Source organism: Luteibacter sp. dw_328 (assembly GCF_018449605.1).
GTDB lineage: Bacteria > Pseudomonadota > Gammaproteobacteria > Xanthomonadales > Rhodanobacteraceae > Luteibacter.
In genome coordinates this window covers 259656-278131 of sequence record NZ_JAAVUW010000008.1, presented here as the reverse complement: position 1 = coordinate 278131, position 18476 = coordinate 259656, and the positions used below count along the sequence as shown (strand labels likewise).

Annotated in this window: 22 protein-coding genes; 14 read left to right on the top strand and 8 right to left on the bottom strand. The window is 64.5% G+C overall.

Annotated elements, in window-relative coordinates; all coding sequences use genetic code 11:
* Nucleotides 1-117: 117 nt before the first annotated feature.
* Nucleotides 118-756 (top strand): response regulator, encoded by a 639-nt coding sequence (locus tag HB634_RS19670; RefSeq protein WP_063573091.1) that lies wholly within the window; start codon nucleotides 118-120, stop codon nucleotides 754-756.
* Nucleotides 757-877: 121 nt separating this feature from the next.
* Complete coding sequence (locus HB634_RS19665; protein ID WP_213949810.1) at nucleotides 878-1720, top strand: DUF2884 family protein; 843 nt, start codon at nucleotides 878-880, stop codon at nucleotides 1718-1720.
* Here the strand turns inward: HB634_RS19665 and HB634_RS19660 are convergent.
* From HB634_RS19660 to HB634_RS19645, 4 genes are all read right to left on the bottom strand, one after another.
* Complete coding sequence (locus tag HB634_RS19660; protein WP_213949809.1) at nucleotides 1710-2663, bottom strand: D-2-hydroxyacid dehydrogenase family protein; 954 nt, start codon at nucleotides 2661-2663, stop codon at nucleotides 1710-1712. The genes HB634_RS19665 and HB634_RS19660 overlap by 11 nt on opposite strands.
* Before the next feature lie 14 nt (nucleotides 2664-2677).
* A complete protein-coding gene (locus HB634_RS19655) occupies nucleotides 2678-3064 on the bottom strand; it encodes a VOC family protein (protein ID WP_213949808.1) in 387 nt (128 codons plus the stop codon).
* A gap of 78 nt (nucleotides 3065-3142) precedes the next feature.
* Complete coding sequence (locus HB634_RS19650) at nucleotides 3143-3814, bottom strand: hypothetical protein (protein ID WP_213949807.1); 672 nt, start codon at nucleotides 3812-3814, stop codon at nucleotides 3143-3145.
* A gap of 396 nt (nucleotides 3815-4210) precedes the next feature.
* Nucleotides 4211-4582, bottom strand: a complete 372-nt coding sequence (locus tag HB634_RS19645) for a response regulator transcription factor (RefSeq protein ID WP_063570595.1) — start codon at nucleotides 4580-4582, stop codon at nucleotides 4211-4213.
* A 764-nt stretch (nucleotides 4583-5346) separates the two neighbouring features.
* Here HB634_RS19645 and HB634_RS19640 point away from each other — a divergent pair.
* Genes HB634_RS19640 through HB634_RS19630 form a run of 3 tightly spaced genes read left to right on the top strand, consistent with a single transcriptional unit; the run spans nucleotide 5347 to nucleotide 7779 of the window.
* Nucleotides 5347-5808: a MarR family transcriptional regulator gene (locus HB634_RS19640; protein ID WP_213949806.1), complete on the top strand. Its 462-nt coding sequence runs from the start codon at nucleotides 5347-5349 to the stop codon at nucleotides 5806-5808.
* The gene (locus tag HB634_RS19635) at nucleotides 5805-7217 is read left to right on the top strand and encodes an MFS transporter (protein WP_213949805.1); all 1413 of its coding nucleotides are present in this window, start codon (nucleotides 5805-5807) and stop codon (nucleotides 7215-7217) included. The genes HB634_RS19640 and HB634_RS19635 overlap by 4 nt, the downstream gene beginning before the upstream one ends.
* Before the next feature lie 10 nt (nucleotides 7218-7227).
* Entirely contained in the window at nucleotides 7228-7779 is a 552-nt protein-coding gene (locus tag HB634_RS19630; protein WP_213949804.1) for an isochorismatase family protein, read from the top strand.
* A 73-nt stretch (nucleotides 7780-7852) separates the two neighbouring features.
* On the opposite strand, the gene HB634_RS19625 is transcribed toward HB634_RS19630, so the two are convergent.
* A complete protein-coding gene (locus HB634_RS19625; RefSeq protein ID WP_213949803.1) occupies nucleotides 7853-8581 on the bottom strand; it encodes a hypothetical protein in 729 nt (242 codons plus the stop codon).
* 107 nt (nucleotides 8582-8688) lie between these two features.
* Here HB634_RS19625 and HB634_RS19620 point away from each other — a divergent pair, with 107 nt between their 5' ends.
* The 7 genes from HB634_RS19620 to HB634_RS19590 all read left to right on the top strand — a co-directional run bounded on the left by HB634_RS19620 (nucleotide 8689) and on the right by HB634_RS19590 (nucleotide 13866).
* Nucleotides 8689-9006 carry a type II toxin-antitoxin system PrlF family antitoxin gene (locus HB634_RS19620; protein ID WP_063573029.1) on the top strand — a complete coding sequence of 106 codons (318 nt, stop codon included), beginning with the start codon at nucleotides 8689-8691 and terminating at the stop codon, nucleotides 9004-9006.
* The gene (locus tag HB634_RS19615) at nucleotides 9006-9503 is read left to right on the top strand and encodes a type II toxin-antitoxin system YhaV family toxin (protein ID WP_213949802.1); all 498 of its coding nucleotides are present in this window, start codon (nucleotides 9006-9008) and stop codon (nucleotides 9501-9503) included. The genes HB634_RS19620 and HB634_RS19615 overlap by 1 nt, the downstream gene beginning before the upstream one ends.
* A gap of 80 nt (nucleotides 9504-9583) precedes the next feature.
* The gene (locus HB634_RS19610) at nucleotides 9584-10180 is read left to right on the top strand and encodes an aminodeoxychorismate/anthranilate synthase component II (RefSeq protein WP_213949853.1); all 597 of its coding nucleotides are present in this window, start codon (nucleotides 9584-9586) and stop codon (nucleotides 10178-10180) included.
* Between the two features lie 17 nt (nucleotides 10181-10197).
* Entirely contained in the window at nucleotides 10198-11229 is a 1032-nt protein-coding gene (trpD, locus tag HB634_RS19605; protein WP_063571411.1) for an anthranilate phosphoribosyltransferase, read from the top strand.
* A gap of 46 nt (nucleotides 11230-11275) precedes the next feature.
* Nucleotides 11276-12121, top strand: a complete 846-nt coding sequence (gene trpC / locus HB634_RS19600; RefSeq protein ID WP_213949801.1) for an indole-3-glycerol phosphate synthase TrpC — start codon at nucleotides 11276-11278, stop codon at nucleotides 12119-12121.
* A gap of 7 nt (nucleotides 12122-12128) precedes the next feature.
* On the top strand, nucleotides 12129-12836 hold the full coding sequence (locus tag HB634_RS19595; protein WP_213949800.1) for a haloacid dehalogenase-like hydrolase: 708 nt from the start codon (nucleotides 12129-12131) through the stop codon (nucleotides 12834-12836).
* 79 nt (nucleotides 12837-12915) lie between these two features.
* Nucleotides 12916-13866 carry a helix-turn-helix domain-containing GNAT family N-acetyltransferase gene (locus tag HB634_RS19590; RefSeq protein WP_213949799.1) on the top strand — a complete coding sequence of 317 codons (951 nt, stop codon included), beginning with the start codon at nucleotides 12916-12918 and terminating at the stop codon, nucleotides 13864-13866.
* 4 nt (nucleotides 13867-13870) lie between these two features.
* On the opposite strand, the gene crp is transcribed toward HB634_RS19590, so the two are convergent.
* The gene (crp, locus tag HB634_RS19585) at nucleotides 13871-14566 is read right to left on the bottom strand and encodes a cAMP-activated global transcriptional regulator CRP (RefSeq protein ID WP_046966863.1); all 696 of its coding nucleotides are present in this window, start codon (nucleotides 14564-14566) and stop codon (nucleotides 13871-13873) included.
* Between the two features lie 338 nt (nucleotides 14567-14904).
* On the opposite strand from crp, the gene speD reads away from it, so the two are divergent.
* Complete coding sequence (speD, locus tag HB634_RS19580) at nucleotides 14905-15690, top strand: adenosylmethionine decarboxylase (protein WP_036109987.1); 786 nt, start codon at nucleotides 14905-14907, stop codon at nucleotides 15688-15690.
* A 28-nt stretch (nucleotides 15691-15718) separates the two neighbouring features.
* On the opposite strand, the gene HB634_RS19575 is transcribed toward speD, so the two are convergent.
* The gene (locus tag HB634_RS19575; protein WP_197478238.1) at nucleotides 15719-16603 is read right to left on the bottom strand and encodes a LysR family transcriptional regulator; all 885 of its coding nucleotides are present in this window, start codon (nucleotides 16601-16603) and stop codon (nucleotides 15719-15721) included.
* Between the two features lie 136 nt (nucleotides 16604-16739).
* Here HB634_RS19575 and HB634_RS19570 point away from each other — a divergent pair, with 136 nt between their 5' ends.
* Entirely contained in the window at nucleotides 16740-17618 is an 879-nt protein-coding gene (locus HB634_RS19570; RefSeq protein ID WP_213949798.1) for an aldo/keto reductase family oxidoreductase, read from the top strand.
* Nucleotides 17619-17634: 16 nt separating this feature from the next.
* Here the strand turns inward: HB634_RS19570 and coq7 are convergent, their stop codons facing one another.
* Nucleotides 17635-18276, bottom strand: coding sequence for a 2-polyprenyl-3-methyl-6-methoxy-1,4-benzoquinone monooxygenase (gene coq7 / locus HB634_RS19565; RefSeq protein WP_213949797.1), 642 nt, complete (start codon nucleotides 18274-18276; stop codon nucleotides 17635-17637).
* Nucleotides 18277-18476 lie beyond the last annotated feature (200 nt).

Genomic DNA, 18476 nt, shown 5'->3' with positions numbered 1-18476 from the left:
TTGCTTCATGGTGTTCCTTCGACCACGTGCGGACGATTACTGTAATCTCCACGATGGTAAGACTGAGTAGCACATCTCATGGAGAGCGGCTGCGCACATCCGCCTACGAGGGAAGACATGGTTTTGCGAACGATCATTGCCGACGATCACCCGGTGGTCCTGATGGGGGCCCGTGCCGCCCTGGAGGCGGGCGGTGATATCGAAGTGGTCGGCGAAGCGGCCAACGGCGACCAACTCGTCGAATTGCTGGCGTCGCTTCCCTGCGACGTGGTCGTGACCGACTTCTCCATGCCCGGCGGCCGTCATGGTGATGGACTGTCGCTCATCGACCTCATCCGCCGGCGCTATCCGCGGCTGCCTGTCGTCGTGCTGACCATGGTGAACAATCCCGCTGTGTTGCAGACCATGCGCAGCCGCGGTGCGCTGGGTCTGTGCGACAAGCGCGCACCGCTGAGGGAAGTCGCCGTCGCTGTGCGCTACGCCGCCACGGGTCGCGCCTACATGAGCGATACGATTCGTCGGCAGTTCGACACGGGCGGCGTGCAGAGCACGGCCGATGGCGTCCGCCTCTCGGCGCGAGAGATCGAGGTGGTGCGCTTGTATGTAGGGGGCATGTCGATCTCGCAGATCGCGGAGCAGCTGAGCCGCAGCGTCAAGACGGTCAGCCGCCAGAAGCGCGATGCCATGCGCAAGCTCGGTATCGATCACGACAGCCGGCTTTCCGAGTACGCCCGCGAGCGCGGAATCGCCTCATGACCCCCTGCCGGAAGTCAGGGCGTGACCAACTACTCATGCTTCCTGCCGCCTAACGGACTAAACCTTAGGCTCGCCGGACGCATCCTACCCGGCGAACATCCGTTTCCTGGGGAGAAGGGCCATGCGCCATCCGATCATCGCCGGCACCGCCGCCGTCGCCTTTGTGCTCGCCGCCACGGCAGGGCGGGCAACGGAGATCAACTTCAGCACGGATACCTGCAAACACGATTACTCGACGCCTTACGACGTCGATGTCACGGCGGCAGGCCTTTCTTTTCACCGTACCGATGGCGTGCCAGCCGAGGTCTTCCTCCATGACGGCGCGATTCGCGTCGATGGCAAAGCCGTTGCTGTCTCAGGCGGGGATGCCGACGCGCTGCGCCGGTACGAGGCTGGCGTTCGTGCCCTGATGCCACAGGTGGCAACGATCGCCCGGGAGGGTGTCGAGCTCGGGTTCTCGGCGATGACCACGGTCACCCTGTCTTTTGCCGACGGCGATCAGCGGGGCAGGATGCTGGAAAAGCTCAAGCGGAAGCAGATCGAAGCCCTGCGTGAGATCGATGAGGGCGTCGGCTCGGGTCACTGGTCGGCCAACCGCATGACCGAGACCGTTGCCGGGTCGGTGTCCGATTCCGTGGGCGAGCTGGTCGGTTCGGTCACCTCGAGCGCGGTGACCGCCGCCCTCTCGGGCGACGCGAGCAAAGTCGCCGCGCTGCAGGCCCGCGCCGACTCGCTGGACAAGGCGATGGACCGCGAAATGAACAAGCGCTCGAAGGCGCTCGAAGCGAAGTCCAACGCCATCTGCCCGCAACTGAATGATCTCGCCAGCCTCCAGCAGGGCTGGGGTGTTCGCCTGGCCAACGGCAAGCCGCTGGAGCTCATGACGATCAAGCCGAAGGGCGAGCATCACGACGATGACCACGACAGCGACAGCGACCACAGCAGGAAGGTCGTCAGCTTCTGACGTGCTTGTCGAGCCACGCGACGACGTTGTTCACGCTGTCACCGTAGAACGTTCGATACATCTCCGCGGTGACGTAGCCAATGTGGGGCGTCACCAGCACATGGGGCAGCGTGCGGAATGGATGGTCTGCGGCAAGGGGCTCGACCTCGAAGACGTCGACGGCGGCGCCCGCGAGCCGGCCGTGCGACAACGCGTCGATCAGTGCTTTCTCGTCGACGATAGGTCCTCGCGAGCTGTTGATGAGTCGTGCCGTCGGTTTCATGGCGGCGAGTTCGGCGGCGCCGATCAGGCCGAGCGTGCGATCGCTCAGGCGCGTATGGATGCTGAGGAAGTCCGATTGCGCGAGGAGCTCGTCCTTCGTCACCCGGCGGACGCCGATGGCGCTAGCGGCTTCGGTGGTGAGGTTCTCGCTCCAGGCGATCACCAACATGCCGAATGCCTGTGCGATCCGGGCAACCTCGGCGCCGATGCGGCCGAGGCCGAGAATGCCGAGTGTTTTCCCGCGCAGTTCGGTACCCAGACCCACCTGCCATTGGCCGGCACGTACCGATGCTGCCTCGACAGCGATATTCCGTGCCAATCCGAGGATGGCGGCCCAGGTGAATTCGATCGTCGGCGTCGAGGAGTAATCCGTGTGCACGACCTCGACGCCATGCCTGGCGGCAGCGTCGAGGTCGATCGACGCATTGCCCCGTCCCGTCGATGCGATCAGCTTGAGCCTCGGCAGTGCCGCGATCAGCGCAGCCGTCATGGGCGTGCGTTCGCGCATGACGCAGACGGCGTCGAACGCCGCCAGTCGCTGCACCAGGGCGTCGTGATCGAACAGGTGATCGTGAAACACGACCACCTCGGCCCGGTCATTCAGCACCGACCAGTCGGCACTCTGCATCGCCACGTGCTGGTAGTCGTCGAGCACGGCCAGTCGGATCGTCTTGTCGGTCATGTTGGGTTCCTGGGTCAGGCGGGCTGGATGAGATCCCAGCCGTTGCCGTAAAGATCGTCGAAGACGACTACGCTTCCATAAGATTCGTGTCGCGGCTCTTCGCGAAAACGGACGCCGTGCTCGCGCATGCGTGCGTGGTCGCCGGCAAAATCGTCGGTGTGCAGGAACAGAAAGACGCGTCCGCCACCCTGCTTGCCCACGTGTTCACGCTGTTCATCGGTGACCGCGCGTGCCAGCAAAAGGCGGGTACCGTCCGACCCGCGGGGAGCCACCGTTACCCAGCGCTTGCCGCCGCCCATGTCGGTGTCTTCGATCAGGCTGAAAGCCAATGCGCGGGTGAAGAAGGCGATGGCCTCGTCGTAATCGTGGACCAGGAAGGTGATGGCACCGAGGGAAGGCATGGGAATCTCCGGAATCGATTTCCAAGCATCCGCGTTGGGCGCCGCGGAGGCAAGGGCATCGTTCTGTCAAAACCATCCTCAGGGCGCGGCGGCGTGCATCCGCCTGATTCGCACCGTGGAGCCGCCCGCGAACGTGATCACGAAGGTCGACCCTTCGTGCTCCTGCTTCGTGACAGGAAGGGGGTCGGCACCGGCGGCTGCCTCGAGTTCGCCTTGGTGATAACGCGCTTCCTCACCCGTCGGGGTGATCGTCATCGGTGGTCCGATCCGCTTGAAGCTGGTGAAGTGGGTGGCACAGGTGTCGCAATCCGGATGGCTGATCTCCGGGAGGCGCTTGGCCCAGATCCAGTACTTGTTCTCGTGGGGAATGATGATGCGTCGATCATTGCCGCCGCCGACAGGATGGCCCGCGATGGAAGACCAGACGCGGACGATGCGGGTATCGCTGCAGTCGGCCGAAGCACATTCCTGGAGCACCACGTAGTCGTTGCCGTTGAGATATTGCGGCTCGATGCTGAGCACGTCGCCTTCAACAAGTGCAGAGGCGGGGAAGACCACGCCAGGCATGCGCGGATCGACCTTGAAGTCGCCGGAAATCAGGTAGCCGCCGTGACTCTCGGTGTAGGCATCGGCGGTGACAGTCACGCCCGGCAGATTGATGTCGCCTGCCGGCGCGGTCTGCTGGCCTGAGGCGGGCAGGGCAATCGCCGTGGCGATCATCAGGGCAGCGAGCATGCGAAGTGCTGGCATAAGGAACTCTCTGCGGCGCGACAGCGTCAGGGTCACCATTCTACCGCCCGGGCGCGGCGACGCTCAGACCGGTTTGTGCCGCTAGAGGTTAGGCGCTTTCAGGTCTGCCCCAAACAGCCGCCATACACCGTCCTCCCCCTCGATACTCAGGTACACCCTGCTGCCGTCGAAAGCGGTGAATCGGGACGCCTGGCGGGCGGCGAACCGCACTGCATCATGGCGGGTAGGAAACGTCTGTTGCTCACCCGAGGGAAGGGCGATAGTCCATTCGTTGTCGGGCACGCGAAACGGTATGTCGAAGACGAAAAACATGTACGTCCGCAGAAATCGTGATGGGTCGACTATGCCCAACGACCCCGGTGCATGTGTCAAAACCGCCTCGACATTTGTGCAGGCTTACGCTTTGTCCGTCGCTTCATCGATGGCTTGGGCGAGTTGGCGCATATCGAAGGGCTTGATGAGGCGGATGGCTGTCGCAGGAGCGCCATCGATCGCTTCGTTCGGGTCCGAGAGCATGATGACCACGGCAAGGCCCGGGTTCTTGTTCCGCGCCTCTTCCAGATAGGCCCCGGCGTGATCTTCGCCGGGGGCGGGTACCGCGGCAATCAGGAAGTCGACCTTGTCCTGGGCGGCCACCAGTCTTGCCGCGCCTGCATGGGTCGAAGCCACCAAGACTTCAAAGCCCCTTGCGTGAAGAACCTCGGCGAGGGTCCCCGCGAGGGGTGAGCGGGGCTCGATGACGGCAGCGAGCGGCTTGAGATTGGTCATGGTGTCTCCCGACATGAAAAAGCGGTTCTAGCAGACCGTATGGCAAGGACGGATGACGCCGAAGGCCCTCGTCCGGGGCGGGGGCGCTTGAGAGGCAGGCGGCCCTTGCGCTCTACGCAGACATGGCAGTCGCGCTGGGAGACATCATGCCGACCTATCGAATCTACGTGATTTACCCGCCGCGTCCGATCACATGGATGAAGGCGCACTCACGCGCCTCAGCGGCCCAGCTAACGAAAGCGCCGCCAAGCTGTTCGATTGCTGAGTCCTCCAAGGTCCCGTATGCAATTGAGCGCCACTTCATCGACCATTATCGACCTCGTCTTGCTCATTGACGCCGTGCATGCCGAAGACGTTGAAGAATCGCGGAGGCTGGCACGGCGCCTTACACGCATAGCACGTGTGAGCGGATGGCCCCTGATTGCGAGGCAAGCCCGCGCGGTGGAATTGTTGGCCATCCTCGACGCTCCGCTCCAGCACGTCGCCGCTGCTGTTGAAAGACTCCTGCTGATGAGTGAGCGGCATATCCAAGGCTCGCCGGTTCCAAGCTGCGAGATCGGAACCTCACCGTCGGATGCCGTCACTTCTCCGGGCGCATCGTTTGCGTCGTACAAGCTCACCACCGTGAGAGCGCTTTTGCGAAAAGGCGCCGTCTAGCCGCGCACGTTGGTCCACGTCGCATCGGCAGGGCGCCGCAGGAACTTTCGAAGGCAAACTTGCAAGTTTGCCTTGCAAGTTGCCCCGCGCGGCCATAGCGTGAAGGAATGGCCAAACAATCCTCTGTGTTCCCGGGCGTCGATGCCGCGGCTTCCGACCTCCTCGCCGCGTGCGGTCAGCTCGTGCGTCGTTTGCGGGCCGAGTCCAACAACCAGGAACTGAGCTGGTCGCAGATGGCCGTGCTGATCCGGCTGGAAGAGGGCGGTCCCACCTCGACAGCCGATATAGCCCGCGCCGAATTGGTAAAACCGCAGTCCATGGGTGCGACGTTGTCCGTCCTGGAGGAGGAGGGACTCGTCGAGCGCAGGCCACATCCGACCGATGGCCGCCAGGTCCTGTTTGCGCTCACGGCTGCCGGCATCGAGGCACGTCGCCGCGTCCGGGCCGCGAAGCGGACGTGGATGGCCAGTGCCATCGGCACCCTCACTGCGGACGAGCAGCGCGACCTGCTGACGGCCGCCGCGGTGATCCGACGTCTCGCTGATTCGAGTACGCGAGATCCGGCGTGAAACCCCTTGCCGACGGCGTCGCGTCGGCCGCGTCCCTGGACCGCCCCTTTGGCTGGCGCTTCGTCTTGCCGTTGGCGATGGGCTCGTGCCTGAACCCGGTCAACTCGACCATGATCGCGACGGCGTTGCTGCCGATCGCCAACGACTTTCATGCCACCGTCGCCGAGACGGGCTGGCTGATCGCCGGCCTCTACCTCACCAGTGCGGTGGCGCAGCCGACGATGGGGCGTCTCGCCGATCTGCTCGGCGCGCGGCGTGTTTATCTCGTTTCGCTGCTGTTGGTCATGGTCGCCGGCTTCGCTGGCCGCTGGGCGCCTTCGCTGAACTGGCTGGTCGCCGTACGCGTGCTGCTCGGCGTCGGCACCTCAGGCGCTTACCCCTCGGCGATGCGCCTGTTTCGTGAACGCGCGGACCTATCGGGTGCCGCGCCGCCACGCGTCGCGATGGGTGTGCTTTCACTGACGGGTATCGCTACCACCGCTATCGGACCGCTGCTCGGTGGCCTGTTGACGGGTGCCTTCGGCTGGCACGCGATCTTTACGGTGAACATTCCGCTGGCGTTGCTTACGCTGGTAACCGTGCTTGCCTGGGTACCTTCCGACCCTCCGCGCGAAAGTGCGCGAGGTTCGCTGTTCGCCGAGCTCGATGTCGTCGGTATCGTTCTCTTTGCCGGCATGCTGCTGGCGACGATGGTGTTCCTGATGGACATGGAGCATCCGCGATGGCTCGCACTGCCGGTGGCCGCTGTGCTCGGTGGTGCGCTGACCTGGCATTCGCTGCGCCGCCGCGAGCCGTTCATCGACCTGCGGATGCTGGCGCGACACATCCCGCTCACCGTGACCTATCTGCGTGCCGCGGCGATCTTCACCGTCATCTACTGTGTTTTCTATGGCTTCGCGCAATGGGTCGAAGGTGCGGGCGGCTATTCCGCGGCGGAAGCGGGTCTGGCCACGTTACCGATGTCGATAGTCGCAGGTGTGGCGTCGCTGGCCGGTGCGCGTACGCGCGGACTGCGCGGTCCCTTCCTGCTCGGCTTCGCTGCGGCGCTCGCCGGCTGCGTCGCGCTGTTCTTCCTGCATTCGGACTCGCCGCTGTGGATCATGGCGGCCGCGGTCACCTTGTTCGGTCTTCCCCAAGGCTTGATGTCGACCGCCACACAGGCTGCCGTGTACATGCAGGCGCCGACGGAACAACTCGGTGCGGCCTCGGGACTTCAACGCACGGCGAGCTACATCGGCGCGATCGCGGCGACGAGCCTGCTCAGCATGGCCTACGGCCACCACGCTACCGACCACGGCCTGCACACGCTCGCGATCGTCATGGGCTGCGCCTGCGCCTTCCTTCTCGTTGCCACTGTTTTCGATCGCACGTTGCCAGTCGCGATCCCGTCTTCCCACCCACGTCCCTGAGGAATTCACCATGCCGCTTAGCCAACTCGACACCAACGCCGCCCTGATCGTCGTTGACCTCCAGAAGGGGATCGTCGCGCTGCCGACCGCGCACGACACCGCGGATATCGTCGCGCGTTCCGCTTCGCTCGCCCGTGCGTTCCGTGCATCGGGTCGTCCGGTCGTGCTCGTGCATGTCACAGGTGCCGCGCCGGGCCGCACCGATGCGGGCGCGCGCGCCTTCCCGTCGGATCCGTCCTTCGTGGAATTCATTCCCGAGATCGAGCGCGCGCCGTCCGATCACATCGTCGAAAAGAAGCGCTGGGGTGCGTTCCATGGCACCGATCTCGACAGCTGGCTGCGCAGCAAGGGTGTCGAGCAGGTGGTGATCGTCGGTATCGCTACCAGCATCGGTGTCGAGTCCACCGCGCGTTTCGCCAGTGAGCTTGGCTACAACGTCGTGATCGTGCCTGACGCGATGACCGACATGGTGGCCAGCGCCCACGACAACAGCGTCAACACGATTTTCCCGCGCCTGGCCGAAACCACGACCACGGCCGACCTGCTCAAGGCGATCGGCTGAAGATCAGCCTTCCCCCGCCGCCCTGTCGAGATTGGCGTTGAGCCGGTCGGGCAGGGCGGCGGGGGTGTTGTTTCTAGGCGTGGTGATCGTGTTCATCGTCGGCTGAGAGGCCCACACCAGCGCCTGCTGCTGCACCGCCGGCCATGCCAGCGCCCATGCCTCCGCCACCCATGCCGCCGCCCATCCCGCCCCCGCCGCCGGCTTTTCCGCCGCCGCCCTCACGGCCGTCGCCCTTGCCGCCTTCGGCGCGCGACTTACCGCCCGATCCACTCGCCGGGCGCGTCGGGCCTTGCTTCGGAATCACGACGCTCGACGGAATCGCATCCAGATCGAGCACGCTGCGGATGAAGTCACGCAGGGAGACGACGAGCTCTGCGGTGTGCGTGGGACGTCCCTCGGCTAATTCGGTCGCCGCGCGCGCAGCCAGCTCCACCTGCTTTTCAGTGCCGAGCAGGATGATGTCCGAGAGCGCGGCCTCTACGGCATCACGCACGCGACGCGCCCGTTCGTTGCCCTGCGCCGCAGCGGCATCGATAGCGGTCTGCTCAGCATCCAGACGCTTGAGATCGCGTAGATGCGTGGGGTCGACCGCAAGGTTTCCCGTGAACGAACCGCCCAATGTCTTGTAAGCCGCAATCAGGGTACGCAAGCGTTCGTTGATCTGCCGGTTCTCGCGCTCACGCCGCTGCTGGATCGTCTGCATCGCAAGCAGCCGGATGCCCACGCCGATGAGCGTGATGACCGCCAGGCCGAAGAGGGTGGAGAGGAGGCCCTGCCAGGAGCTGAAGTCGAGGTTGCGCATGAGAGCATCCTTGGAAACCCGCAGAGACAGTGGCGTGAACCCGCCGGCCATTGCAATCGTAAGGAATATTCCTTACCGTGGGGCACGCGCACAGAGAAGCAGCGAATATGCCGAGCATCCAGGAAATTGCCACCCTCACATCCAAAGGGCAGATCACGCTACCCAAAGCGGTTCGGCAGCTTCTGGGCGTGGAAGCGGGCGGGAAGGTCGCCTTCGAGGTTCGGGACGGCGAAGTCATCGTCACTTCCGCAGCGTTGGCCCACGATGATCCTGCGATTGGCGCCTTTCTTAACTTGCTCGAGGATGACATACGGCACGGACGCAACGTCGGTAACCTTCCTGACGATCTCATCCGCGACATGCTTGCGAGCGCAGCACATGTCGAGGATATCTCCGATGACATTGAAGGCGATGTGGAACTCTGATGCAGGTCAACGGATGGACGCTGCTTTTCCACGAGGGCATTATCGATCAGCTTTCGCGCCTTCGTACCGCTGCCATGAAGGCGCAACGTCAGAATTCGACCGGTTCTGAAAGCAACGCGAACGTAAAGCTGTTTCGCGCATTGACCAGGCTGCTCCTGGAAGTCGTGCCTGGCGACCCTGCTCGCGAGGAGTACCGCCAGGGCACGACACTGGGTGCGGCGCATCGCCATTGGCGTCGGGCGAAAATCGGTCGACGGTTTCGAGTGTTCTTTCGTTTCGACTCGCGTTCGCGCGTCATCGTTTACGCGTGGGTAAACGATGAGGCAACCCTACGAGCCTCCGGATCACGATCGGATCCGTATGCGGTCTTCACGAGGATGCTGGGCCGAGGCCACCCACCCACGGACTGGGATTCGCTCGTTTCCGGTAGCACGCCGGGCTGGAAGGGCCCGCACCGTGTCAATGACCGTCCAGACCCCATCGAACGCCGAGAGTAAAGGGGCGGGCGCTCTCCTGTGCGTCCTACCCGGCTTGATGGATAATGGCGATCCCCCCATTCCAAAGCATGGGTATCACCTTGCTTCTGATGATCGACAACTACGACAGCTTCACCTTCAACCTCGTCCAGTACCTGGGCGAGTTGGGTCAGGAGGTCAAGGTGGTGCGTAACGACGCCCTCACCGTCGCGGATATCCGCGCGCTGGCGCCCTCTCGCATCATGATTTCGCCTGGGCCGGGCACGCCGGACGATTCGGGTGTGTCGATCGACATCCTTCGCGAGCTCGCCGGCGAGTTGCCGATTTTCGGCGTCTGCCTCGGGCACCAGGCCATTGGCCAGGTGTTCGGTGGCAAGGTGATCCGGGCGCGCGAGATCATGCACGGCAAGACCTCCCCGGTGAAACACCGCGGGCAGGGCGTGTTTGCCGGCCTGCCGAACCCGTTCGAGGCCACCCGCTACCATTCGCTGGTGGTAGAGAAAGACTCAGTGCCGGACTGCCTTGAAGTCACCGCCTGGACCGAGCGCGAAGACGGCTCGCTCGACGAGATCATGGGTCTGCGCCACCGCACCCTCGACATCGAAGGCGTGCAGTTCCATCCGGAATCGATCCTCACCCAGCACGGCCACGACCTGCTGCGTAACTTCCTCGGCATGCCGTTGCCGCTCGCCGCGTAAGAAAGGATCCCCGTTCCATGCCGATGACTCCCTCCGAGGCGCTTCAGCGCACGATCGAGCACCGCGAGATCTTCCATGACGAGATGATCGAGCTGATGCATCAGATCATGCGTGGCGATGTGAGCCCGCTGATGACGGCGGCGATTCTCACCGGCCTGCGGGTGAAGAAGGAAACCGTCGGCGAGATCACGGGTGCCGCGCGGGTCATGCGCGATCTCTCCGCGAAGGTCGAGGTGGGTCCGCATCCCCACTTCATCGACATCGTGGGCACGGGCGGTGACGGTGCGTCCTCGTTCAACATCTCCACGGCGTCGATGTTCGTCGCAGCCGCGGCGGGCGCTCGCGTGGCCAAGCACGGCGGGCGCAGTGTCTCGTCGAAGTCGGGCAGCGCGGACGTCCTCGAGGCGCTCGGTGCGCGCATCGATCTGCTCCCGGCCCAGGTGGCCGTGTGCATGGACGAAACCGATATCGGCTTCATGTTCGCGCCGAACCACCACCCGGCGATGAAGGTGGTCGCGCCCGTGCGCAAGGAAATGGGTGTGCGCACCCTTTTCAATATCCTCGGGCCACTGACCAATCCGGCGGGCGCACCCAACATCCTCATGGGCGTGTTCCATCCCGATCTGGTCGGCATCCAGGTGCGTGCCCTGCAGGCGCTGGGGGCGAAGCATGCCCTGGTGGTCTGGGGGCGCGACGGCATGGACGAGATTTCGCTCGGCGCAGCCACTCTGGTGGGCGAGCTGCGCGACGGCGTGGTGCGCGAATACGAGGTGGAACCGGAGGATTTCGGCCTGTCCATGGCCTCCAGCCGAAACCTCCGCGTGGACGACGCCACCGAATCCAGGGCCATGCTGCTGGACGCGATTTCCGGCGTTCCGGGCGTGCCGCACGACATCGTCTGCCTGAACGCGGGCGCGGCCCTGTACACGGCGGATGTGGCGCCCTCCATCCAGGCAGGCATCGATCTGGCCCGGTCGACCATCGCAAGTGGCGCCGCTCGTGCAAAAATGAATACGTTCGTGGCCGCGACGCAGCGGCTCGGCGCCTGATATCGTCGGGGCTCCCCACCCCGTCCTTACCCAAGGAAGCGCTTCGATGCCCGACATTCTCCATCGCATCCTCCACCGCAAGGCGGAAGAAGTCGCCGAGCGTAAGCGCAAGCGGTCGCTGGACGACCTTGCCGCTCGCGTGGCGGACCTGGAAGCCACGCGGGGCTTCGTCGCCGCGATCGACGCCAAGTTGCATGACGGTAACCCGGCGGTCATCGCCGAGATCAAGAAGGCCAGCCCGAGCAAGGGCCTGATCCGCGCCGATTTCAATCCGGCCGAGATCGCGCGCAGCTACGAGCTCGGCGGTGCGGCATGCCTGTCCGTGCTCACCGATGCCGACTTCTTCCAGGGTCATGAAGATTACCTGCGCGAAGCGCGCGAGGCCTGCTCGCTGCCGATCCTGCGCAAAGACTTCATCGTCGACGAATACCAGGTGTACGAGGCCCGCGTGATCGGCGCCGATTGCATCCTGCTGATCGTGGCTGCTTTTGCGAGCAAGGAAGGCGACGATGTGATCTATGACGAGGCTGCGCTGCTGGAGCTTTCCATGCTGGCGGCCGAACTGGATCTGGACGTGCTCGTCGAAGTGCACAACGAAGCCGAACTCGAAGTGGCACTCGACCTTCCCGTGCCCCTGATCGGCGTGAACAATCGCAACCTGCGCACCTTCGAGACCTCGCTCGGTACCTCCCTGCGCCTGAAAGACCGCGTCGGCGATGGCACGCTGGTCGCCGAATCCGGCATCCACACCGTCGAAGACGTAAAGGTCCTGCGCGACAAGGGCATCGACTGCTTCCTGGTCGGTGAGGCGTTCATGCGCGCCGCCGATCCCGGCGCCGAGCTGCGCAAGCTGTTCGGCACGCCTCCGCACAGTCACCCGCACAAACACTAGACAACGAATGAATCAGGGGATTGAAACGGCGGTCGTCGATGACACCGCCGCTGACGCACGACGCGTCGTACTGTTCGACTTCGACGGCGTCATCGTCCGTCACCAGACGCTGGAATTGTTCTTCCGCGAGCGGCTTTCCGGCATCGGTCGCTGGCGCGTGTTGCTGGCATTGCCGTTGTTGCCGTTCATCCCCTTGCTTATCGGTACGGTCGCCGGTAACCGACTGCTCGGGCGCGTCTTCCTCCGTGTGGTGACCTTCGGTCGTCGCGAAGCGACCTATCGTCGCCAGGTCGCCGCCTATGCGCGTACGTATGCACGACGTCCGGGCGTGTTCCTGCGCGATGCCGTGGCCACGCTGCGTCGTCATGTCGACGCCGGCGACCGGGTGATCATCATCAGCGGTAACGATCTCACCATGGTCGAGGCGATCCTCGACGAGGTGAACCTCACGGGCTACGAACTGATTGCGTCACAGACGCGAGGCGGCCTGTTCGGTGTGCACTTCACCCGGCACAACGTCGACGGCGTGAAGGTCACGACGCTCGAGCGGGCCGGCGTACAAAGGCCCTGGGCCGTGGCCTACAGCGACTCCTTGTCGGACCTGCCCATGCTGCGTGCGGCCGAGGCGGCGAAGCTGGTCAACCCCAGCCCGAAAGCCCAACGAAAGGCCGGGCGCGCCCTCGGTGACAAGCTGGAAGTCCTCTACTGGTACTAGTGGCGCGCAAATGCTTGCGCGCGCAAGCCCGCCGCCGCTAGCCTCGCTATCCGTCCCCGTCCCCGTCCCCGGATCCGCGATGTACCTGTCTTCCCTGCGCGAGCTTGCTCTCGGCAGTCGCCTCAAGGCGCTGAGTGACCACTTCTATCAGGCCGTCGACGAGGTCTATCGGGCGTGCGGCGCCGACATCGAATCGCGCTGGTTTCCGGTGCTGCGCTTTCTGCGCGATGTGGGTCCGACCACCGTGACGGATATGGCGACCGCCATCGGCCAGACTCACTCCGCCGTGAGTCAGTTGGCCGACCGGCTGGTCGATGCCGGCATGGTGGTGCGACAGCGCGATCCCCAGGACGGCCGGCGCAGCGTGCTCGCGCTGACCGATGCCGGCGAGCGAGCGCTAGGTGCGCTTGGTCCCGTCTGGCTCGCCATTCGCCGCGGCATGGCCGAGTCCATGGGGCCTCGCGGCCTCGCCCTCCTCGACGCTATCGATGGTTGTGAGCAGGCGCTCGGTGAGCGGCCACTGGTCGACGCGATCCTCGCGCAGCGGACGGCCCTTTCACGGGAGCAGGTCGAGGTCGTGCCGTTCGAGCCGGGTCTGCGCGAGCACTTCCGCCGACTCAACCAGGCGTGGCTGGAGCGCTATTTTCGCGTCGAGGACGTGGACCGGGCCCTGTTCGCCGACCCCGAAGGCATGGTCCTTGCGCACGGCGGTGCGATTTTCTTTGCACTGTATGCCGGCGAGGTCGTCGGCACCTGCGCGCTGCTTTGCGAAGGCGAGGGAGTCTTCGAGCTGTCCAAGATGGGCGTGGACGAGAACTACCGGGGGCTGGGCGCCGGCCGCAAGCTGCTCGACGCGGCGATCGGCGAGTACCGCCAGCGCGGCGGTTCACAGCTGTTCCTGGAGTCCAATAGCAAGCTCGCCCGTGCGATGGGCATGTATGAGCGGGCCGGCTTCGTTCGCCAGCCAACCATCCGCCCGGGCTCGCATTACGAGCGGGCGGATGTCTACATGATCTACCAGGGCCCCTGAGGGCTCAGCGGGTACCGCGCACCACGATGGTCTTGCCGGCAACGTCGATCATCCGCTCTTCCTCGAGCTGCTTGAGCACGCGGCCGACCATTTCCCGGGAGCAGCCGACGATCCGGCTGACTTCCTGCCGCGATATGCGGATCTGCGTACCGTCGGGGTGGGTCATCGCGTCCGGCTCCTGGCACAAGTCCAGGAGGGTGCGCGAAACACGGTTGGTCACGTCCATGAAAGCCATGCGGCTGACCTGTCGGGAGGTGCGCAGCAGACGCTGGGTCAGCTGGGAACCGATCGCGAAGAGCAGTTTGGGGCATTCGGCCGAAAGGGGACCCTCGAGCAGCTGGAACAAGCGTTCGTAGCTGATCTCGGCCATTTCGACGGGCGTGCGGGTGCGCACGAGCGATTCGCGTTGGGCCTGCTCGACGAACAGTCCCATCTCGCCGATGAACTGGCCCCGGTTGATGTACGCCAGGATCAGTTCGCGGCCTTCCTCGTCCTCGGTGCAGACGGCGAGCGAGCCTTCGACCACGTAATAGAGCGTGTTGGCGGGATCACCTGGTCGGATGATCGCCGTCTTCCCCGGATAGCGGCGGCGGTGGCAAGCGTCCAGAAAACGACCCATCGAGGCCGGATCGGGCGCGAAGCCCAGCGGCGCCTGGGACCGTTCGAATGCCTGTTGCAACAGATATTTAAGTTGAGCCACAGCAGATTCCGTTGAGTCTCACTGGCATGGCGTCCCCTTCAGCGGCCGACCGACGGAATTCCGTCAGGTGTCGTTGACTCGCCATGTCCCCGGCGGATTATTGCAGACATCCGGTCGTCAAAATCCACACTTCCACGTGAAAGGTGACCGACGTGTTCAAATTTTCGCCATCTTGCCTCATAATTTCACCCCCTCGGCGCCGGACCCCTTGTCTTACGCCGTTCATAAGGGGGAGGCAGACTTCGGGTTTGCCTGTTCTCTTTCCTCTTTGCGGGGACCCTAGCTGCTAACCCGCGTCTACTGCTGGCCGTCCATTCCCCCGGCCTCGGAGAGTCGCTGTGGTCAAACCGCTTCCCCGCCTTCGCCTGCAAGGTTTCAACAACCTCACCAAGGCGCTGAGCTTCAACATCTACGACATCTGCTACGCCGTCTCTGAGCAGCAGCGCCAGAACTACATCGAATACATCGATGAGCAGTACGACGCCGACCGCCTGACCCAGATCCTGACGGACGTGGCCGAGATCATCGGTGCGAACATCCTGAACATTGCGCGCCAGGACTACGATCCGCAGGGCGCGTCGGTCACCATCCTCATTTCCGAGGAGCCGGTGGTCGAGAAGCTTGGCCGCGATACGATCTCGGGCGCCGTCGTAGCGCACATGGACAAGAGCCACATCACCGTCCATACCTATCCCGAAACGCATCCGCATAACGGCATCGCCACCTTCCGCGCCGATATCGACGTCGCCACCTGCGGCGTCATCTCGCCGCTGAAGGCCCTGAACTACCTGATCGACAGTTTCGAGTCGGACATTGTCATTGCCGACTACCGTGTGCGCGGCTTCACGCGCGACGTGAAGGGCAAGAAGCACTTCATCGATCACAAGATCAACTCGGTGCAGGACTATCTGGCCAAGCACATCCGCCAGAAGTACGAGATGTTCGACGTGAACGTCTACCAGGAAAACATCTTCCACACGAAGATGCACATCAAGGACTTCGACCTCGATACGTACCTCTTCGAGGCCCAGGCCGACGACCTCTCTTTCAAGGAGCGCCAGCGCATCGAATCGCTGCTGCGTCGCGAGATCGAGGAACTCTTCCACGGCCGTAACCTGATGTGACGAAAAGCCCCGCGAAAGCGGGGTTTTTTTATGCCGACGTGTTGGCCTTGATGAATTCGATGAAGGCGCGCAGCGGCGCAGGGACGAGTCGTCGCCCCGGGTAGTAGAGGAAGGGGCCGGAGAAGCTCGGCCACCATGGTTCGAGGACGGGCTCGAGGGCGCCGCTGTCGAGGTAAGGGCGCAGCCAGTCTTCGAACAGATAGACGATGCCCGTGCCGCCCAGGGCCACATCGACGATGAGATCGGTGCCGCCGCCAATGCGCACGATCATCGGGCCCGACGGATCGACGGCGATCTCTTCGCCCTCCCGCTCGAACTCCCAGGCAGGCATGTGGCCGCTCGGAAAGCGTCCACGCAGGCAGTCGTGATCGAGCAGGTCGCGCGGATGTTCGGGGCGGCCGCGACGCGCCAGGTAAGCGGGTGAGGCCGCTGCGGCGAAGCGCTGGAGGCGCGGCCCGATCGGCACGGCGATCATGTCCTGTTCCAGTCGCTCGTCATAGCGAATGCCGGCGTCACAGCCTGCCGCGAGGACATCGACGAAGCTCTCCTCGGTCGTCACATCGAGCCGGATATCCGGGTAGGCCGCGAGGAAGGGTGGCACGATCGCTGGCAGTACGAGGCGCGAGGCGCTGATCGGTACGTTGAGGCGCAGTGTGCCTGCCGGCCTGTCGCGAAAGCCGTTGACCACGTCGACCGCTGCGTCGACCTCGGTCAGTGCCGGTCCGAGTCGCAGGAGCAGGCCTTCACCCGCTTCCGTCGGCACCACGCTGCGGGTTGTCCGGTTGAGTAGCCTCACGCCGAGCTGGCTCTCCAGCCGTCGGACCGCTTCGCTCAGTGCGGAGGCGCTGCCGCCACTCAGGCGCGCAGCCTCGCGAAAGCCCCGGGCTCGCGCCACGGCGACGAAGGCGCTCAGGTCGGATAGATCGGTCTTCATGGTCACGTCCCCGGTGCGGCATTGTGCGAAAACACGCACGACCCGTCCCGATTGTGCACGCTTATCGCGTCGACACCCAGCGCCTAGGATGGACCTCTACCCACGGAGACCGACCATGTCCCAGACCAACGCATCCGGCACGTTCACCCTCGGCAACCGCCCCGTTAAGCGGCTCGGCTATGGCGCCATGCAACTCGCCGGCAAGGGCGTCTTCGGTCCGCCGCAGGATCGCAACGGGGCCCTTGCCGTCCTGCGCGAGGCGGTGGAGAGCGGCGTCGACCACATCGACACCAGCGACTTCTATGGCCCGCACATTACCAACCAGCTCATCCGCGAGGCACTGCACCCGTATCGGGACGATCTCGTCATTGTTACAAAGGTGGGCGCCGTGCGCGGTCCCAAGGGGGAATGGCATCCGGCGTTTTCAGCCGACGAGCTCACCCGGGCCGTGCACGACAACCTGCGCAACCTGGGCAAGGACGTGCTCGACGTCGTGAATCTTCGCGCCATGTTCGACGTGCACGGGCCCGCGGAAGGCTCGATCGAAGAGCCGCTCTCGGTGCTGGCCGAGCTACAGCGTAAGGGGCTTATCCGTCATCTCGGGCTGAGCAACGTCACGGCGACGCAGATCGCCGAAGGCCGGAAGCTCACCGACATCGTGGGTGTGCAGAACCAGTACAACCTGGCGCATCGCGAGGACGATGCACTCATCGACGAGCTGGCTCGCGCGGGCACGGCCTACGTGCCGTTCTTCCCGTTGGGTGGCTTCACGCCGTTGCAGTCGTCGACGCTGTCCGATGTCGCGAAGCGTCTCGATGCCACGCCCATGCAGGTTGCGCTGGCGTGGCTGCTGCAGCGTTCTCCCAACATCCTGCTCATTCCGGGCACATCGTCCGTCGGCCATCTGCGTGAGAACCTCGCGGCGGCCCAGCTGGCGCTTCCGGACGATGCGGTCACCGAGCTCGATGGCATTGCAAGCGGCAAGGGCGGCTGATTGAGCCGGCCGACGCTCAGATGCGATAGGCAACGGCCTTCATAACTGTCGAAGCCGCATGCATGAGCCGCGGCAGGGGCCAGGGCAGGTCGATACCGCCCCGCGCCTGTGCCGCATCGGCGTGGCGGATCTCGTCGGCCTGCATCTGGCGCAGGATGGCGCGACTGCGGTCATCCTGTGCGGGCAGGCGCTCGAGGTGCTCGGCGAGATGGGCCTCTACCTGACGCTCGGTTTCCACGACGAAGCCCAGGCTGATCGGGTCGCCCACGGCGGCGGCCGCCACGCCGATGGCGTAGCTGCCGGCGTACCAGAGGGGATTGAGCAGGCTGGGGCGGCTGTCGAGTTGCTTGAGGCGCTCTGCGCACCAGGCCAGGTGGTCGGTTTCCTCCTGGGCGGCATGCATCAGGTGTTCACGGGTTTCCGCGGTACGGGCCAGGGCCGCCTGGCCGACATAGAGGGCCTGCGCGCAGACCTCGCCGACATGGTTTATCCGCATCAGGCCGGCAGCGTGGCGCCGCTCGGTGTCGTCCAGCGGCGCGTCGGGCACGGCGTCGCCGGGAGAACGACGCGCGGGCTCGGGCGAGCCCGACACGGCTTCCATGGCGCGTTCCAGGCCGCTGAGAAGGCGGTCGAAAGGGGTCAGGGTGCGAACGGTCATGAAAAACTCCTTACGAACGGATACGACGCAGGTTATAATGGGCGCTTCCCGAATCCAGATGAAGACGCTGCGGTCGCTTGTCGCGGTAGCCGCGCCGGAACCGGGACCGCTTGTGAATGGGCCCCGTGATCAATTATGATTGTCGGCCCGAAGCTCACCTGCACGGTGGGCTTGCGCGATGAGGGAAAAGTCCGCTATTC

Bases quoted from the DNA above. Each gene is read 5' to 3' on its own strand.
- HB634_RS19670 (WP_063573091.1), top strand. From the start codon at position 118: ATGGTTTTGCGAACGATCATTGCCGACGATCACCCGGTGGTCCTGATG.
- HB634_RS19665 (WP_213949810.1), top strand. From the start codon at position 878: ATGCGCCATCCGATCATCGCCGGCACCGCCGCCGTCGCCTTTGTGCTC.
- HB634_RS19660 (WP_213949809.1), bottom strand. From the start codon at position 2,663: ATGACCGACAAGACGATCCGACTGGCCGTGCTCGACGACTACCAGCAC.
- HB634_RS19655 (WP_213949808.1), bottom strand. From the start codon at position 3,064: ATGCCTTCCCTCGGTGCCATCACCTTCCTGGTCCACGATTACGACGAG.
- HB634_RS19650 (WP_213949807.1), bottom strand. From the start codon at position 3,814: ATGCCAGCACTTCGCATGCTCGCTGCCCTGATGATCGCCACGGCGATT.
- HB634_RS19645 (WP_063570595.1), bottom strand. From the start codon at position 4,582: ATGACCAATCTCAAGCCGCTCGCTGCCGTCATCGAGCCCCGCTCACCC.
- HB634_RS19640 (WP_213949806.1), top strand. From the start codon at position 5,347: ATGGCCAAACAATCCTCTGTGTTCCCGGGCGTCGATGCCGCGGCTTCC.
- HB634_RS19630 (WP_213949804.1), top strand. From the start codon at position 7,228: ATGCCGCTTAGCCAACTCGACACCAACGCCGCCCTGATCGTCGTTGAC.
- HB634_RS19625 (WP_213949803.1), bottom strand. From the start codon at position 8,581: ATGCGCAACCTCGACTTCAGCTCCTGGCAGGGCCTCCTCTCCACCCTC.
- HB634_RS19620 (WP_063573029.1), top strand. From the start codon at position 8,689: ATGCCGAGCATCCAGGAAATTGCCACCCTCACATCCAAAGGGCAGATC.
- HB634_RS19615 (WP_213949802.1), top strand. From the start codon at position 9,006: ATGCAGGTCAACGGATGGACGCTGCTTTTCCACGAGGGCATTATCGAT.
- trpD (WP_063571411.1), top strand. From the start codon at position 10,198: ATGCCGATGACTCCCTCCGAGGCGCTTCAGCGCACGATCGAGCACCGC.
- trpC (WP_213949801.1), top strand. From the start codon at position 11,276: ATGCCCGACATTCTCCATCGCATCCTCCACCGCAAGGCGGAAGAAGTC.
- HB634_RS19595 (WP_213949800.1), top strand. From the start codon at position 12,129: ATGAATCAGGGGATTGAAACGGCGGTCGTCGATGACACCGCCGCTGAC.
- HB634_RS19590 (WP_213949799.1), top strand. From the start codon at position 12,916: ATGTACCTGTCTTCCCTGCGCGAGCTTGCTCTCGGCAGTCGCCTCAAG.
- HB634_RS19570 (WP_213949798.1), top strand. From the start codon at position 16,740: ATGTCCCAGACCAACGCATCCGGCACGTTCACCCTCGGCAACCGCCCC.
- coq7 (WP_213949797.1), bottom strand. From the start codon at position 18,276: ATGACCGTTCGCACCCTGACCCCTTTCGACCGCCTTCTCAGCGGCCTG.